The sequence below is a fragment of the Hymenobacter arizonensis genome, assembly GCF_900115775.1.
Taxonomy (GTDB): domain Bacteria; phylum Bacteroidota; class Bacteroidia; order Cytophagales; family Hymenobacteraceae; genus Hymenobacter; species Hymenobacter arizonensis.
Genome location: NZ_FOXS01000002.1, coordinates 717,279 through 734,063, shown reverse-complemented (window position 1 = coordinate 734,063; position 16,785 = coordinate 717,279). Strand labels below are relative to the sequence as shown.

Sequence of the window (16,785 nt, the reverse complement as noted above, 5' to 3'; positions counted from 1 at the left end):
TGCTGGGAGCAACCATAGTGGAGCGTTGCGAGCCGGCGAGGACGATGCCGAAACATAGGTTGCTTGCCGGCTCTGCCGCTCTGCTACTTCTGGTCGCCGCCCCCGCGCAAGGCCACTACGGGGTTGAGGCGCGACATTTTCCAGGCGGGATACACCCCGCTCATTAAGCCGAAAAGCAGCGTGAGCAGCATTCCCCAGCCAAACACCCGCCAGCTCAGCGTGAAATGAGCATAAGCAATTGGATTCGTGCTATTAACCAGCGCGAGCGCGCCAGCGGCCAGCCCCAGGCCCAGCAGGCCACCCACCAAGGCCAACACCACGTTTTCCACCAAAAACTGCCCCACCAAGTCACGGCCCGCCGCGCCAAAGGCCTTGCGCACCCCAATCTCGCCCGAGCGCTCCAGAATGCGCGTCACGTTCAGGTTCACCAGGTTTAGGGCGGGCAACAGCATAAACAGCAACGCCATCGCGCCAATAATCAGGTAGAAAGCTTCCAGATTGTCGTTACCACTGGTTTGGTCCTGGAAGGCAAGCAGCTGGCGGGTGAAGCTCGGCAACACGGGGTCGGCGTAGGAAAATAGGGCTTCCACGTCCTTGGGGTTGGGTATTTCAACCCGCCGCATCATCTGGCGGTATTCTTCGCGCACCGCAGGCACCGCCGCTGCCGACGGCGCCAGCAGCACCATCAGAAATTCGCCACCGATGCGCTTGTCCTTAAAGTACTGCGGGCTCAGGGTAAAGGGCACCCACACGTCGGCGTAAGCATACACGTGCGCTGCCGACACGTTGCGCACCACGCCGGCAATGCGGTAGCGCTTCAGGTCAATTTCGATGGTGCGGCCCACCACCTCAGTGGTGCCGAAGTAGCCACGGGCCGTTGATTCATTCAATACGCATACGTGCTGGGCGCTCTTGACTTCGGCCTCCGTGAAGGCCCGGCCACCCAGGAAATCATAGTCCATGATTTGCCAGAAGTTGCCATCGGTGTACGAAAGGTCCAGCGGCAGCAACTTGCTCTTGGTGAAAGCCGTGGCATTAGAAGAGACGGTGATGATGCCCACTTTTTCGGGCGTTTTCAACTTCCGCACGTAGTTGTCCACGAAGTGGATGCTGGCCGGGCTGTTCATCCAGCCGTGATTATCCGTCATCTGTTGGCGAATGCTGTTCACAAACAGCATTTTGTCGATACGCTTGGTGGGGGTACTCGGCCCCACCATGTGGTCAAACATGGCCATTACCACCAGCAGAATCATCAGCGTGAAGCTGACCCCAAACAAGCTGATGAATGTGAAGAACTTGCGGCGCAGCAGCACCTTCCAGGCAATTTTTAGATAAGAGAGAAGCATGAGTATTTGATATTAAAGTCAGACACAACCGTATGTCATCCTGAGTGAAGCGAAGGACCTTACCACCGCTGCACGATGGGCAGTAATTCAGTATGGTTACCCCGTCGTTCAGCGGTTATAAGATGCTTTCTTCGTCAGCATGACAACCCAGTTAGCCTACCTGGCTGCCGTCGAAGAAGCGCACTACCCGGCCGGTCTTCATGGCCTGCTGTATGTCGTGGGTCACCATCACAATGGTCACGCCTTCGGTTTTATTCAGGCCCAGCAGCAGGTCCATAATCTCCTCCCCCATCACCGAGTCGAGGTTGCCGGTGGGCTCGTCGGCCAGAATGATTTCGGGGCCGCCCACCAGCGCCCGCGCAATGGCCACCCGCTGCCGCTGCCCACCCGATAGCTGGCTGGGGAAGTGCCCGGTGCGAGCACTCAGGCCTACTTTGTCGAGGGCCGCCACGGCGCGCTGCCGGCGCTCCCGCCCGCTCAGCTTGGGTCGGTACAACAGGGGTAGCTCCACGTTGTCGAGCACCGACAGGTCGTTTATCAGGTGATAGCTCTGGAAAACGAAGCCAATTTTCAGGTTTCGCAGCCCGGCCAGTTCCTTGTCGGAGTACGACTGCACCGGCCGGCCATCTACTTCAATGGTGCCGCTGGTGGGCTCGTCTAGCAGCCCCATCAGGCTGAGCAGCGTGGACTTGCCGCAGCCCGACGGCCCCATGATGGACACAAACTCGCCACGGTTGATGGTGAGGTTCACCCGGTTCAGCGCCACCGTTTCGATGGTCGCGGTCTGGTACACCTTTTCGATGTTGGTGAGCTGGAGCACCGGCGCCGTAGCGGCCGTGGCACCGTTCAGCGGCGGCTGGGAGTTGGTGTCAATTGTAGAAGCGAGCAGATTTTCCATGAGAAAAAGATGAAAGAAGCGGAAGGTGAAAGATGCAGAAAAGGTGAGAAAAGCGCTTGTGAATTATAAGTTTAGAACATCATGCAGAGCGCAGCGAAGCATCTTGCGTGTGGTAACTAATCAATTAGTGGTGGCACGCTAGATGCTTCGCTGTGCTCTGCATGACGGGCAATTATCAACGGTTAGCGACGATGGACGCCTGTTTTTCAAAGTCGTAGAGCGTGAGGGCTCGCAGGCGGAAGTGGGCCACCCAGCACGCCCGCAACGCGAAAATGTAGGCCTGCTTGGCGCCGTCCTTGGCCAGCGAAGCCAAGCTCAAATCGGTGAGGCTGATGCGGCCCAGCAGGTAGGTGGCGCGGGCAATGTTGTAGCGCTGCTGGGCCAGCGAGTCGGCCCGGCCCGCCAGGCGCAGCTGCTCGCTGAGGGCCGCTTGCTGGCCGGCCTGGGCGAGCACAATCTGCTCGAAGCTCCGCTCTTCCTGCGCCACGGTGCGCTGCACCTGTTCGCGGGTAAGCTCCGCAGTTTTGACGATAGATTTCTGACGGCCCCAGTCCACCAGCGGCATCGAAAACACCAGGCCCACCTGCTGTTGGTTTTGCAGGTTGTTGTAGGTATCCTCGAAGCGCGGCGCCTGGTTGACGTAGCCCATGTTGGCCGTGAGCGTGGCCCGGAAACCGGTGGTGCCACGGGCTTGCGCCACCTCGCGCTCGGCCTGCAGCAGCCGGCGCCGGAAACTGAGCGTGGTGCTGCGGTTGCGGCGGGCTTCCTCCAAGGCCTGGGTTGGCAGCACCGTGGGCAGGGGAGCTGAGGCCGGCACCACCAGGGCCGGCGCATCGGCCAGGCCGGTGTAGGCCTGCAGGTCGACGGTGGCGTTCTGGGCGTTGAGCTGGGCTTGGTTTTGGGCCTGGCGGGCATCGAGTAGGTTCAGCTCCAGCTGCAGCAGGTCGCTTTGCGAGAGCCGGCCCAGCTTGTAGCGCTCCTGGCCTATGCGCAGCAGCTCGGCGGTGGCCGCGGCGTTTTGGCGGGCTACCTCGGCGTTCACCTGCTGCAGCAGCACATCGAAATACAGCTCCGTGACGCGCTGGGCTATGGTCTCGCGTTCTTCCACGTACTGCCGCTGGCTTTCCTGGTAGCGCAACGGCTCGATGCGGCGGGCCCAGCGCAGGCTGTTAAACTGGCCCAGCGGCTGGGTGAGGCCCAGCGTGAAGGGCTGGTTGTTGTAGCGCCGCAGCTGGCCGTTGAAATCGTCGAAGCGCTGCACCACCGAGCTCACAAACACCTGGCCGCCCGTCAGGCCAAGGTTCTGGCTCAGGGTCAGGCCCAAATCCGAATTATTGATGCGCACCGACTGGAAGCTGGTGGTGCCATCGGGCTGCACCACCGGCGCAATGGCCCGGCTGAAGTTGGGCAGCGTGCCTTGCAGGCCCAGCTGGGGCAGGTAGTCGGCCTGAAAGCCGCGCCAGGCCCAGTAGCTGGTCTCGCGGTTGGTGAATGCCTGCTGGCCCACCGCCGAGTGGTTGAGCGCCTGCGCAATTACCTCTTCCAGGGTCAGGCCACTGGCAGAAGATTGAGCTGCGGCTGGCCAGCAAGCAAGTTCCAGGAGTGTCGCCACGAAGAGAATAAGTGTTTTCATCGCCGGGCCGCTTTAGTCTTTAACAATGAGTTCGCGGGTTTCCAGGTGCTCCTTCATGTCCGACACCACCACTTCGTCGCCAGCCTGCAGGCCGCCCAGTATCTGTACAAAATCGAAGTTGCTGTCGCCGAAGCGCACGGTGCGGCGCACCGCCCGGCCATCCTTCACCACAAACACCGGCTGCTCCTTGCCGCCTTGATAAAACGGGCCGTTTTTCACGCGCAACACGCCGTGGTGGGCGCGGGTCACGACAAATACATCGGCGCGCAGATTGGGGCGCAGTGCGGGGTGGCGCGGGTTGTCGAGCTGGGCATAGAAGGTAACCACGCCCTTTTCCACCGCCGGGCTGATGTTAGTCACGGTGCCGCGCAGGTCGGTTTCGTTGATGCGCACCACCACTGGGTCGCCTTGGTGCAGGGCATCGGCATAGGTGTCCGAAATCGTGGCCCGCACCCGGAAGCTGCTCAGGTCGGCCACGCGGGCCAGCGGGTCGCCGGCCTGCACCGTAGTGCCGATGTTCTCATTCACCCAAGTAAGCACGCCCACTTGCTGGCTGCTGATATTGGCCTGCCGCAGCTTGGTAGCCAGCTCCGAGATGCTGCGCTGCTGCATCGAAACCGTGTAGCCCAACTCGCGCACATCGGCCTGATTCGAGCGCTGCTGGGTTTGAATCTGGCGGGCCAGGCGCTGGGCTTCCAGCTGCGCCACGGTCAGGTTGAGCTCGGCCTGGCGCACGTTTTCGGCCGTGCCGCCGCCTATTTGCAGCAGCTGCTGCTCGTCGCGCAGGGCCGATTGCAGGCTGCGCACCTTCACGGCTTGCACTTCGGCCTGGGCCCGCAAGTCGTTGAGGCTGCGCTCCAGCGTGAGTTGCAGCTGGGAGTTCTTGTTTTGGTTGCGAAGCTGCTCGTCGCTCAGCTTGGCCAATGACGAATTAGCCAAGTCTTTATCAAGTTCCAGAATGGTTTCGTTGGGCTGGACCCGGGCGCCCACCGCCACCGCCACGCGGCTGATGGTGCTCTGAATTGGACTGGTGATTACGGCTTCGCGGCCGGGAATAACCGTGCCGGCCGCGGTTAGCGAAGCTTCTACATCGCCGATTTCTACGGCAGCCGTCAGCACATCTCCCCGCCGAATGCTCGGTTTCAACACCGTGCGGAAGGCCAGTACCGCCGCCAATACCAGCACCATGGACCCAGCGCCCAGGAGCCAGCGGCGGCGCTTTCGTTGGTTTTGGATAGCAGGGGCAATGGCTCTGTCCATTTTCGTGCAGGAATGAGAAGGATTCCTACAGGTATTGCCAAGCCGCGTGCCATTTATGCAATGCGCTTATTTACAATTGTTTGTTTGCTAAAACACAAAAATATTCAAGTACAAAATCTGTCCAATCATGGACACTCTTGTTGAAAATGGACACTCTGCTTTTTACAGCGAGTTTTGAATTCGGGAACAGGATGTAGAGACGCAATATTTTGCGTCTCGTCGTTGAACGATGCTCCAACGACAACCCAACGGCTCGGCCGACGAGACGCAATATTTTGCGTCTCTACCCACTTCCCAAAGCCCTCTTATTAGGCCAGCACCTGGTACACCGCCAGCGCCGCCACGTAGGCCAGCCCGGTCATGTAGATGAGCTGGGCCAACGGCCACTTCCAGTTCTTGGTTTCGCGATAAGTCACGGCCAGCGTGCTCATGCACTGCATCGCAAACACGTAGAATACGAGCAGCGAAAACGCCCGCGCCGGCGTGAAAAACGGCTGGCCATTCGCATCCTTCTCCGCCCGCAGCTTCTCTTGCAGCGTGCCCATGTCGGCATCCTGCCCTACGCTGTAGATGGTCGAAATAGTGCCCACAAACACCTCGCGCGCCGCAAACGACGTGAGCAGGGCAATGCCAATCTTCCAGTCGTAGCCCAGCGGGCGGATGGCCGGCTCCAGTGCCCGCCCAAACGAACCGGCGTAAGAATTCTCCAGGCGGGCCGAAGCCACGCGGCGGCTTACTTCATCGTCATTCCAGCCTTGCGCGGCCACCTGCTGCCGCACCTGCGCCTCGGCGTTTTCCTGCTTTTGGCCGGGGCCGTAGCTGGCCAACACCCACAGCAGCACCGAAATGGCCACAATCACCTTGCCCGCCTGCAGCACAAAGGCTTTCACCTTCTGGTAAATGGTGAGGCCTACGTTCTTCCAGCGCGGCCACTGGTACACCGGAAACTCCATGATGAAGTAGCTCCTCTCCCGCGCCTTCAGCACCGTTTTCAGCACCCAGGCCGAGCCCAGCGCCGAGAACAAGCCCAGCAGGTACAAGCCCATGAGGGTCACGCCGCGCAGGTTGAAGATGCCCCAAGCGGCCTCGTCGGGCACCACCAGCGCCACCAGCACCGTGTACACCGGGATTCGGGCCGAGCACGACATCAGCGGCGTCACGAAAATCGTAATCATCCGGTCCTTCCAGCTCTCAATAGTGCGCGCCCCCATGATGGCCGGCACCGCACAGGCGAGACCCGAAATCATGGGCACCACGCTTTTGCCACTCAAGCCAAAAGGTCGCATGAGCTTGTCCATCAAGAAAGTAACGCGGGCCATGTATCCCGTTTCCTCCAGCACCGCCAAAAAGCCAAACAGCAGGGCAATCTGCGGAATGAATATCAGCACCCCGCCCAGGCCGGCGAGCACGCCCTCCGTGAGCAGCCGCACCAGCGGCCCGCTGAAGTTCTCTTGGATGGTCGCGCTCAGGGTAGAAATCCCGAGGTCTATCCAGTCCATGGGGTACTGCGCCCAAGCGAAAATGGCCTGAAACAGCAGGAACAGGATGCTCAAGAAAATCAGATAGCCGCCGATGCGGTGCGTGAGCACCTTGTCGATGCGGTTGCTCACCGGCTCGCGGGTTTCGGTGCGCGTCACCGTCACGGTTTCGAGCAGAATCTCGTTGATGCGGGCGTAGCGGGCAATGGTTTCGGCCGCCTGCTGCGCCATGGCATCGAAGCTGTACTGCTGCGTTAGCTCCTGCAGGTGGGCTTTGTCATCGGCACTCAGGAAACCAATGTGGCGGTACTGCTGCGCGTAGTGCAGCGCCAGGTAGTCATTGTGCAGGTCGAAGTAGTAGCGAATCTGCCGCACCAGGGGCAGCAGCTTGTCATCGGGCTCCCAGCAGCGCACGGGCGGCGCATCGAGGCGCTGAGCCATCACAATTTTGAGAGCCGCCACCCCGATGCCCTTGCGCGCATTCATCGGAATGATGGGCACGCCCAGCTCCCGCTCCAGGGCCGGTAGGTCAATGTTGACGCCGTGGCGCTCGGCCACGTCCATCATGTTCAGGGCCAGCACGGCGGGCAGGCCCAGGTCGCCGAGTTGGGTGAAGAGCAGCAGGCTGCGCCGCAGGTTGTTGGCGTCCACGGTCACCACCACAAAGTCGGGGTAGTTGCCGGCAGCCCGGTCGTAGAGCAGGTCGGTAATCACCTTCTCGTCCAGGCTCTTGGGGTAGAGCGAGTACGTGCCGGGCAGGTCCACAATCTCGGCCCGCTGGGCCGGCGTGAGCTGCGCAAAGCCCGACTTGCGGTCCACGGTCACGCCCGGGAAGTTGCCCACCTTCTGGTTGAGGCCGGTGAGCTGGTTGAATAGAGAGGTTTTGCCGCTGTTCGGGTTGCCAATCAGCGCAATGCGCAGGGGCCGCTGGCTGGTGGCCGGGCCGGCTTGCGTGGCAATAGGTTCTGCCGTTGCTGTGCTATTTACTACCGCCGCCATGCGCTGCGCCCTCCTCTTTCAGCAAAATATTGGCGGCCTCGCTCGCACGAACCGACAACGTGTACTCCTGGTCGCCGAGCACCAGCATCAGTGGGTCGCCCAAGGGAGCCCGCCCGCTCAGCCGCACCTTCACGCCGGGCACACAGCCCATCTCCAACAACTTAAGCGCCATTTCCGGGTCTTCCAGGCAGCAAATGGTGCCGGTTTCGCCCAAGCGCAGGTCTTTAGCAGTGCGCCGAGTAGCGGCACCAGCCGCAACAACTGGGGAGGAACGACGGAATAAAGCCACGGGCAGGAAAAACAAAGGCAAACGCTTATTTAGAAAGAATACAAACAAAGGTACGCCACCAAACGCTTTCCGACAGCTAAGAGTTTTTTGAAGGCCTAAAAAGTCCTAAAACAGGCCAGCAAGTGGGTCGACACGCCTGTCATTGTCGGCAATGGTTGTGCTTCCTAAAATTTTCTAATAACTTTCAGCCTAGGAATTTGTAATTTTGTTCTTCTTACCTACCGCTATATGCCTACAAGACTACTTCTCATTGCATTATTTATAGTTGCCACTGCAACTTCTGGTTGGGCTCAGCAAGCTCAAATCAAAGGCGTTATCGTCGACAAAGACACCAAGGAGCCCTTGCCCTTTACTTCTGTCGGCCTCAAAAACGAGCAAATTGGAGCCCTTAGCAACGAACATGGCCAGTTTGTGGTGCCCGCCCCCAGCAAAAATGCCGAAGACTCGCTCATTGTAGTGGCCCTCGGCTACGGCCGCAAAACCGTGGCAGTGAAGCGCGGCGTGAGCGTGCCCAACCTCACCATTGAAGTAGCCAAGCGTGCCGTAGCGCTGGGCAATGTGGTGGTGAAAGCTGGCAAAGTCAAAAACCTGGGCCTCGGCGCCAAGTCCGACAACCCCGGCGAAGGCATGATACAGGGCCTGCCCGGCAGCCAGTATGCCTTCTTCGTGAAAAACGACAAGAAGAAAAGACTGGGCAACGTGCGCACGGTGTCGTTCTACATTGGCGAAAACGGTTTCCCCCGCGAACCCTTCCGGGTGCGCCTCTACAAAGCCGACGGCAATTACAACGCCCCCAACACTGACCTGCTCACCGAAAACGTAGTCGTGTCGGCTCCCCAGGGCGGCCAGTGGTACACCGTCGACCTCACGCCCTACAACATCATGGCCCCGGAAGAAGGCTTCTTCGTAGCCATGGAGTGGGTAGTAAGCGGCGACAAGTTCTTCGCCACCAATTTCATGGACGACTACACACCCTACGGCCAGATTATGCGCCCCACCTTCGAATTCAAAGAGAGCCGCACCTGGAACTACTCCATGGGCAAAGGCTGGAGCCTCATCACCGCCGCCAACGGCCAGGGCTTGCGCTACAATGCCATGATTAAGGCCGAGGTGGACATGATTAAGTAAAATCCTGCTTCGCCCTCACATTGGCTTGGCTACTATAAAAGAAGGCCCTGACTTGCGTAAGTCAGGGCCTTCTTTTGTGCCGAAGCGGTTCGCATTATAAGGCGCTAACTCACGAAAGCCGTTTCCTGCTGCTACGCCGCTGCTAGCATCGAGCCAAAGCGCCGCGCCTGCCGTAGGACACGAGGCGCTTACTTCTTACCCAGGCCCATCATCCAAGCCCTGATGGTTTCCTGGGCCACGGGCGAGAACAGCGGCCGCATCTCGCCATTCATCAGCGTCCACTCCGTTTTGGGGGGTTGGAAGAGGTGATTCACGCCGTTCAGGCGCTTAGCAGTGGTGTAGCGGTTGCTGCTTTTCAACTCTTTTTCCAAGGCAGTTTGGTGGAGTTCGGCAGGAGCCTCCAGGTCGTTGGTGCCGCTGAGCAGGAGCACCGGGCAATGCACCTGGTTGAGTTCTTCAACGGGGTCAAAGGAAAGGAAATACCGTTGCCAGGGCGTGAGCAGCTCGGCCGCGGCTTTCTGGGCGGCTTCGGGACCCAAGTCGGGCTGGTCCTGGCGCAGCATGTTGCTCACAATGGATTGGGCCTGCACCGGGCTGGTTAGCCGAATGATGTCATACATAGTGCGCTGCCGCTCATAAGCCGCCTGCACCACCGTCGGATTAACATTCTTAGCCTTTTGAGTGCCCACTTGCTGCTGCAAAAGGGTTTGTTCTCCGGTGAGACCATAGCCGGCCAAAGACACCACAAAGGCTGGCGGCAGCGGCTGCGCGGCGGCCAACAAGGCCACGTTGGCGCCCTCGCCGTGCCCAACGGCCCCAATCCGAGCAATATTTATTTCGAGCCGCGAGCGCAGAAAGTTGATGGCGGCCTGCACATCGCTGACCAGCATGGCCGTGGTAGCTGTGGCGATGCTGCCACCCGACTGCCCCACGCCGCGGTCATCGTAGCGCAACACGGCCACGCCCCGGCGGGTAAGATAGTCGGCCAGGGAACCCATCAGGTGGTAGTCGCCTACGGTGCCGTCGCGGTCCTGCGCCCCCAGGTCGCTCACCAGCACCACGGCCGGGAACGGACCCGGGCCTGCTGGCACCGTCAGGGTGCCGCTCAGGTTCAGCCGCGCCACCGGGTTGTTGAACATTACCTCTTCTTCGCGGTAAGGCGGCGCCAAACGCGTGCCCGTCCCTTGAGCGGTTGGCATGGGGAAATACCGCAACACCAATGCCGACACTACGCCGCTTTGGTTCCAGACTCCGTTCAGCTCACGCCGCGTGGCATCGTAGCGGGCGTTATAGCTACTACCTACTCCAGGAATGGTCAACAGCACCGAATCGCCCCGCACCGTGACTTCGGTGGCCATCCGGCTCACCTTCTGAGCAGGCACGTCGAGGGCTGCAAAATACTTGTCGCCGGCCAGCGGCACTATGCTAATGGTCAAATCCAACTCTCCACCCAGAACCGCCAGCTTTCCTTTCCACAATCCTCCCAACGGTAGCACTTCTGCTAGCGCTGTTGCCGCACGGGCTTCAGTACTGTCGGCACCAGATGCGTTCAGCAGCAATACAACCCAAATAAACCACCTTTTCATATAAAAAATCCTATACGTATTGCTATAGAACCCGCAAGATAAGCTACAGCTCACATCACAAAAAAATAACATAAACCCGGCCGCCTCACCGCTGGTGAAAAGCGAAACGAGGGCCCTTGAAAAACTAAATTAATTACGCTCCTATTCAGACCTCTATACCCAGCTTTGAAGAGCCTTGCCATACCTATTTTATCAAGCCAGCCTGAACAAATATTGGATTAGGTCGCTATTCATTTTCACCTTTCTTATTTCATGAAAAAATAAATTCTCGCCCTTTAATTTATTTGGACTAAAGGAATAGTGGCTTTTCTACTGTATGATGGACTTTACTATATTTAAATTTTGTGACTCCTTGGCTTATATAGTGGTTTTATTTCAAGTAGTTGAGAACTTTTTCTGTGAGAATAAACCCTTACCTTAGCTGTCTCTTAGCCGAAACCAATTTGTATTCATCGAATCAATTAATGCTCTCATCGGGCGGCAATGGCGATGGATTGGCTTTGAATTTGTAAATTTGCCAGTCGACCATCCATTATATTATTTTTTGGCAATGATGAAACGCTTACCTTTTCTAGCATTATGGGCTCTGTTGTTATTGCCAGCGCTGAGCTGGGCACAGGAAAACCGTATTACGGGCCGTATAGTAGACGCTAAAACCAAAGACCCGGTGCCATTCGCCTCCATTGGCCTGCGCGAAGAAGGGACAGGAGCACTTACTAATGAATATGGCTATTTTCAATTAGCTGGCCTAGAAAAAACCAGCCAAGACTCGCTGATTGTTATGACGTTGGGCTACGAGCGCAGCGCACTATTTATCAAACGCGGCAGCACCGAAGACCTCATTATTGAGCTAAAGAAGCGGGTGATTGAACTGAGCGGCGTGGTAGTGAAGGGCGGCAAGGTGAAGAACTTGGAGCTCGGTTCTAGCTCGAATAACCCCGGCGAGGGCATGATTCAGGGCTTGCCTGGCAGCCAATATGCTTTTTTCGTGAAAAATGAGAAGCAGAAAAAGTTAGGCAATGTGCGCACGGTGTCGTTCTACATCGGCGAAAACGGTTTCCCTCGCGAACCCTTCCGCGTCCGTATTTATAAGGCCGATGGCAACTACAACGCTCCCAACACCGACCTGCTCACGGAGAACGTAGTTGTGTCGGCGTCGCGCGGTGGCGAGTGGTACACCATAGACTTGAGTACGTACAATATTCCAGCTCCTGAGGAAGGCTTCTTTGTGGCCATGGAATGGATTGTGGGTGGTGACAAATTCTACACCACCAACTTCATGGACAACTACACGCCCTACGGCCAGATTATGCGTCCCACCTTCGAATTCAAGGAAAGCCGCACCTGGAGCTACACCATCGGCAAGGGTTGGAACTTGCTCACCCTGGCCAACGGCCAAGGCCGTCGCTACAACGCCATGATTAAGGCTGAGGTCGACATGCTTAAGTAATAGTTATCGGGAGCCGCTTATGTGCTGTGCACTTAGCGGCTGTTCCCACGCTTTAGGTTTAGCTATAACAGAAAAGGCCCCGCTGGTAAGTGGGGCCTTTTCTGTTATCTGTCAAATAGCTCAAAGAGTGGTTGAAGCGGTAAGCCAAGTTTCTTGTAGCACCGCTTCATCATAAATGACGCTGACTGTCGGTTGAGTAGGAGCACGAATCAAGAGGAGGAGCTGAACACCTGCTGCATAGGCCATGAGTCGCTGTGGTTTGACAGGGTGCTTCCTTCGCCAGCATGACAAACGATACAATGCAGTATCACACTGCCAGGCCACACGCGCCTGCTTGCGCTTGCATTGTCTCGTTTGCTTACGATTCTTTCGTTGGTGAAGAGCTTTTAACTCTATTAAAACGAAAAGTGCCGCAACTTAAAGTTGCGGCACTTTTAAAACTTTGAATAGTATGGTAGGAATGCCAGCTGGCATTGTAGCAGCTGGCAGGTTTCCTGCCTACTTCTTGCTTTGCGCCACAATCCACTCGCGGATGGTTTCTTGGGCCTCGGGCGAGAAGTTGGGCTGCTGCTGACCATTGACCAAGGGCCACTTGCTGGCTTCGGGCTGGAAGAGGTGGTTGACCCCGATAAGCTTCTTGACGGTGACGCTCTTATTCATGCTCAGACCTTTTTTGAGTGCGTTCTGGTTGGCGTCGGCATTAACGGTAAGGTCGGACGCGCCATTAAGTAGGAGCACGGGGCAGTTGACAGCGGTCAGCTTCTCCACCGGATTGAAGGCCAGGAAGAAGCGGTAGCGGGCCGACGTCATCTCGGCGGCACTCGACTGAGCGGTGGCGTTGTCGATGGCAGAGTTGTTTTGCTTCAACATGTTGGCCACAATGGCTTGAGCCTGGGCGTTGTCGGTGGTTTGGCGAATGATTTCGAGCATGGCCATCTGACGCTTGGTGGCGGCTTCAATTTGCGAAGCTTCGGTGCCCAGCGTGCGCAGGGTAGTGGCCTGCTGCTGCACCACAATTTCGCGGCCGGGCAAGCCATAGGCGGCCATGGCCACCACGAAAGCCGGAGGAAGGGGCTGACCAGCTGCCAGCAAGGCCACGTTGCCGCCCTCGCCGTGGCCTACAAGGCCAAGGTGTGACAAGTCGATTTCGGGGCGGGTGCGGAGAAAGTTCAGGCCAGCCTGAGCGTCGCTCACGAGGTCGAGGGTGGTAACGGCGGGCGTACCGGTCGACTTGCCCACGCCGCGGTCATCGAAGCGCAGCACGGCCACGCCCCGGCGGGTGAGGTAGTCGGCGAGCAGGCCCAGCGGAGCGAAGTCGCCCACGGTTCCGTCGCGGTCGTGCGGGCCCGAATCGCTCAGTAGCACCACTGCCGGGAACGGACCGGGGCCGGCGGGAATGGTGAGCATGCCGTTGAGACGGGCGTTTACAGTGAGATTGGTAAAGGTGGCTTCCTCCTCGCGGTAAGGCGGGGTGAGGCGCACGTTTTTAGCACTCATGTCGGGCAGGGCGCTAAAAGTCAATACCATGGGCGTTTTAAAACCCGGCGACTGCCAGGTGCCCGTCATCTGCTTGCCATCGGTGGAAACCTTGCCCACGAAGCGCGTAGCGGCCTCTTCGGCGTACAGCCGCACGGTGTCGCCCTTCAGCTCCGTTTTTACGGCCATGCGGCTCACCTTCTGCTGAGGCACGTCGAGGGCGCAGAAATATTCGCCGCCCGTGAGCTTCTGAAACCGGAAGATGACTTCAAGCTGGCCGCCTGGCACTTTCAGCTGGCCTTTCCAAAGGCCGTCGAGGGCCGGAACATCCGCGGGCGCAGCCAAAATGGTGGAATGCGGCCGGGCATGAATCTTACCCGAAGCAGCTAATGTCAAACAAATAATGAAACCGCCAAACAGACGGAATAATCGGAAAGTATTGATTGTCATAATAAAAAGAAAAATCACAGAACACTACATCACCCCAAAGTTATAGAATGCGCGTGATGCGAACTGTAAAGTAGCAAAATAAATATCTTGCCAACATTGCTCGAATCGGACTGAACGCGAAAAATCAGTGCTCTGAAAGGGTTGGCGCCGGCGGAAGCAAGCATTGCTACTCGCTCACAAACACTCGCTTAACTCGCTCGCTCACGTTGGTGAGCAACTCGTAGGCAATGGTGCCGATGCGGGCCGCCAGCTCCGGCAGCGGCAGCCCCTCGCCGAACACCAGGGCCACATCGCCGGGCCGGGCCTGGGGAATGTGGGTGACGTCGACCATGCACATGTCCATGCACACCGACCCCACCAGCGGCGCCGGCTGCCCGTGAATGAGCACCGTCCCGGCTCCGTTGCCAAAGCGCCGGTCGTAGCCATCGGCGTAGCCGATGGCCAGCGTAGCGATGCGGCGGTCGCCTTCGGTGGCCGAGCCCCGGCGGCCGTAGCCCACAGTGCGGCCCGCGGGCAGGGTTTTGATTTGGGAAATGGTGGTGCGCAGCTGGCTTACAGGCCGCAGGGCGTCGTTGTCGCGCCTGCTGGCGTCGACGCCGTAGAGGCCGATGCCGAGGCGGACCATGTCGAAATGGGCGTCGGGAAAGCGCAGGATGCCAGCCGAGTTCAGCGCGTGCTTGAGCACGGCGTGGCCGAGGGCAGCTTCCACGGCAGCCGCCATGCGCCGGAAAGTAGCCAGCTGCTCTTGCGTAAACTCGTCGTGGCCCGCTTCGTCGGCCGCGGCCAGGTGCGTCATGATGCTGGCCACGGGCAGGCGGGCCGCGTGCTGCCGCAGCAGGCCCATGAGTTCGGGTAGGTCGGCTTCGTCGAAGCCGAGGCGGCGCATTCCGGTATCCAGCTTGAGGTGGATAGGCGGCGGGGAGACGTGGCTTGGCAGTGGAGAGGCCCCGACGGTTTCTTCAGCGTCGGTTGGGAAAGCTTCGAGGTATTCCTTCAGCATTTCGAAGGAATAGATTTCCGGCTCGAGGCGGTAGTGGCGCAGGGTGCCGAAGGAATCCGGCGCCGGGTTCATGACCATGATGGGCAAGCTGATGCCGGCTTCGCGCAGGGCCACGCCTTCGTCGGCGTAGGCCACGGCGAGGTAGTCGGCCCGCTGGAACTCGAGCAGGCTGGCTACTTCGTAGGAGCCCGCGCCATAGGCAAAGGCCTTCACCATCACCATGAGCTTGGTGCCGGGCTGCAGCTGGCGGCGGTAGTGCTGCAGGTTGTGACTCAGGGCGTCGAGGTTGACTTCGAGCACGGTGCCGTGCTGCTGGGCCTGCAAGGCGGCCACGATGCGCTCGAACCCAAACCGCCGGGCGCCCTTGACGAGAATGATTTCGCGGGCAAAATGTGCCGCGTCCAGCCCTGCCAGAAAAGCTTCGGTGCTGGGGTAGAAGTCAGTCGACAGCAGAAGGCCGCCTGCCGTTTTGAGCTCGGTAAAGAAAGATTGACGCCGATTAATTTCGGGGCCAATGCCGACGAGGCGGGTGACGTTGGCGGGCTGTAACAGGCGAGCCACGCGGGCGTACAGCTCCTCCCCGCGCAGGCCCGATTCGAGTACGTCGCTTAGGATAAGGGTGCGGCGGCCGGGGCGCGACTGCCGGCCCAGGGCATTGAGGGCCAGCGCTAGGCCGGCGAGGTCGTTGTTGTAGGTGTCGTCGAGCAAGTAAGCGTCGTGGCGTCCCAGCTTCATTTCCAGGCGCATGGCCACGGGGTGCAGGCGGGCTAGGCGGCGCTGAATTTCGGCGGGTTCCACTTGGCGCTGCAAGAGCACGGCCAGGCAGTGCAGGGCATTTTCAACCGACGGCTCGTCGGAGAAGGGCAGTGTAAAAGCGGCCTCCAGACCCGCCCCGGCGTACTGCGCATGCAGGCTGGTGCTGCCTGCCGTGCTTTGGTCGAGGGCAAAGTGGATGTCGGCCGGCTGCCCGGCATGGCGCGTCCAACTGAAACCGGGGAGTTGGTGAGCCGCCACGGCCGCGCGCACCAATGGCTGGTCGTGGCAATAGAATAGCCGCTGAAACTGCGGGCCTTGGAACAACTGCAGCTTCTCGGCCAGCTTCTGCTCGTGCGAGGCAAAGCCAGCGTCGTGGGCCGTGCCCAGGGTGGTGAAGATGCCTTCGGTTGGCTGAATGACGGCCGCCAGCCGGGCCATCTCCCCTACTTCGGAAATACCGGCTTCGAAAATACCCAGCGTGTGGCGCTCGGGGTTGAGCTCCCACACGCTGAGCGGCACGCCCACTTGCGAGTTGAAGGAGCGCGGCGACCGGCAGATGTCTTCATCGGCGCTTAGCAGCTGGGCCAGCCATTCCTTTACTATTGTCTTGCCGTTGGAGCCGGTAATGGCCAGCACGGGGCCGGCAAACGTGGCGCGATGGGCAGCGGCTATGGCTTGCAGGGCCGCCAAGGGGCTTGCTACAGCGATAATGCCGGCCTCGGGGTAGGCAGTTAGGCCGTCGGGCAGCGCGGCGCCCTCGGCCACGATAAACAGGCGCACGCCCTGGGCGTACAGTGCTGGCAGGTAGCGGTGGCCGTCATGGCTGGGACCGCGCAGCGCAAAAAACAGCGCGCCAGTCGGCACGCCCACCCGGCGGCTGTCGAGCAATAGGTGACGAACCTCGGCGCTGGGGTCGGCGGGGGCCTGCACTAGGTGGCCGGCCAGCAGGGCGGAAAGAGCAGAGAAGGAGAACACGAAGCAAAGGTCGGCGGCGGGGGTGGAAATGCGTTAGCGGGCCGGTAAAGCGTGCAGCTTG

At 59.3% G+C, this 16,785-nt stretch carries 11 protein-coding genes; 2 read left to right on the top strand and 9 right to left on the bottom strand.

The window, feature by feature from the left end:
• Positions 1–83: 83 nt before the first annotated feature.
• From BMZ66_RS09445 to BMZ66_RS09420, 6 genes are all read right to left on the bottom strand, one after another.
• Positions 84–1,346 carry an ABC transporter permease gene (locus tag BMZ66_RS09445; RefSeq protein WP_092671601.1) on the bottom strand — a complete coding sequence of 421 codons (1,263 nt, stop codon included), beginning with the start codon at positions 1,344–1,346 and terminating at the stop codon, positions 84–86.
• Positions 1,347–1,497: 151 nt separating this feature from the next.
• Positions 1,498–2,166 carry an ABC transporter ATP-binding protein gene (locus BMZ66_RS09440; RefSeq protein WP_092672997.1) on the bottom strand — a complete coding sequence of 223 codons (669 nt, stop codon included), beginning with the start codon at positions 2,164–2,166 and terminating at the stop codon, positions 1,498–1,500.
• A gap of 253 nt (positions 2,167–2,419) precedes the next feature.
• Complete coding sequence (locus tag BMZ66_RS09435; protein ID WP_092671598.1) at positions 2,420–3,877, bottom strand: TolC family protein; 1,458 nt, start codon at positions 3,875–3,877, stop codon at positions 2,420–2,422.
• 12 nt (positions 3,878–3,889) lie between these two features.
• Positions 3,890–5,137 carry an efflux RND transporter periplasmic adaptor subunit gene (locus tag BMZ66_RS09430; protein WP_092671595.1) on the bottom strand — a complete coding sequence of 416 codons (1,248 nt, stop codon included), beginning with the start codon at positions 5,135–5,137 and terminating at the stop codon, positions 3,890–3,892.
• 308 nt (positions 5,138–5,445) lie between these two features.
• Positions 5,446–7,614 carry a ferrous iron transport protein B gene (gene feoB / locus BMZ66_RS09425; RefSeq protein WP_092671592.1) on the bottom strand — a complete coding sequence of 723 codons (2,169 nt, stop codon included), beginning with the start codon at positions 7,612–7,614 and terminating at the stop codon, positions 5,446–5,448.
• A complete protein-coding gene (locus tag BMZ66_RS09420) occupies positions 7,595–7,903 on the bottom strand; it encodes a FeoA family protein (protein WP_092672994.1) in 309 nt (102 codons plus the stop codon). The genes feoB and BMZ66_RS09420 overlap by 20 nt, the downstream gene beginning before the upstream one ends.
• A 228-nt stretch (positions 7,904–8,131) precedes the next feature.
• Here BMZ66_RS09420 and BMZ66_RS09415 point away from each other — a divergent pair, with 228 nt between their 5' ends.
• Positions 8,132–9,031 (top strand): carboxypeptidase-like regulatory domain-containing protein, encoded by a 900-nt coding sequence (locus BMZ66_RS09415; RefSeq protein WP_092671589.1) that lies wholly within the window; start codon positions 8,132–8,134, stop codon positions 9,029–9,031.
• Between the two features lie 188 nt (positions 9,032–9,219).
• Here the strand turns inward: BMZ66_RS09415 and BMZ66_RS09410 are convergent, their stop codons facing one another.
• Positions 9,220–10,467 carry an alpha/beta hydrolase family protein gene (locus tag BMZ66_RS09410; RefSeq protein ID WP_177204665.1) on the bottom strand — a complete coding sequence of 416 codons (1,248 nt, stop codon included), beginning with the start codon at positions 10,465–10,467 and terminating at the stop codon, positions 9,220–9,222.
• A gap of 700 nt (positions 10,468–11,167) precedes the next feature.
• On the opposite strand from BMZ66_RS09410, the gene BMZ66_RS09405 reads away from it, so the two are divergent.
• Positions 11,168–12,067 carry a carboxypeptidase-like regulatory domain-containing protein gene (locus BMZ66_RS09405; protein WP_092671583.1) on the top strand — a complete coding sequence of 300 codons (900 nt, stop codon included), beginning with the start codon at positions 11,168–11,170 and terminating at the stop codon, positions 12,065–12,067.
• A gap of 498 nt (positions 12,068–12,565) precedes the next feature.
• On the opposite strand, the gene BMZ66_RS09400 is transcribed toward BMZ66_RS09405, so the two are convergent.
• The gene (locus BMZ66_RS09400; RefSeq protein ID WP_214606973.1) at positions 12,566–13,939 is read right to left on the bottom strand and encodes an alpha/beta hydrolase family protein; all 1,374 of its coding nucleotides are present in this window, start codon (positions 13,937–13,939) and stop codon (positions 12,566–12,568) included.
• A 220-nt stretch (positions 13,940–14,159) separates the two neighbouring features.
• A complete protein-coding gene (locus BMZ66_RS09395) occupies positions 14,160–16,724 on the bottom strand; it encodes a bifunctional UDP-N-acetylmuramoyl-tripeptide:D-alanyl-D-alanine ligase/alanine racemase (protein WP_092671577.1) in 2,565 nt (854 codons plus the stop codon).
• Positions 16,725–16,785 lie beyond the last annotated feature (61 nt).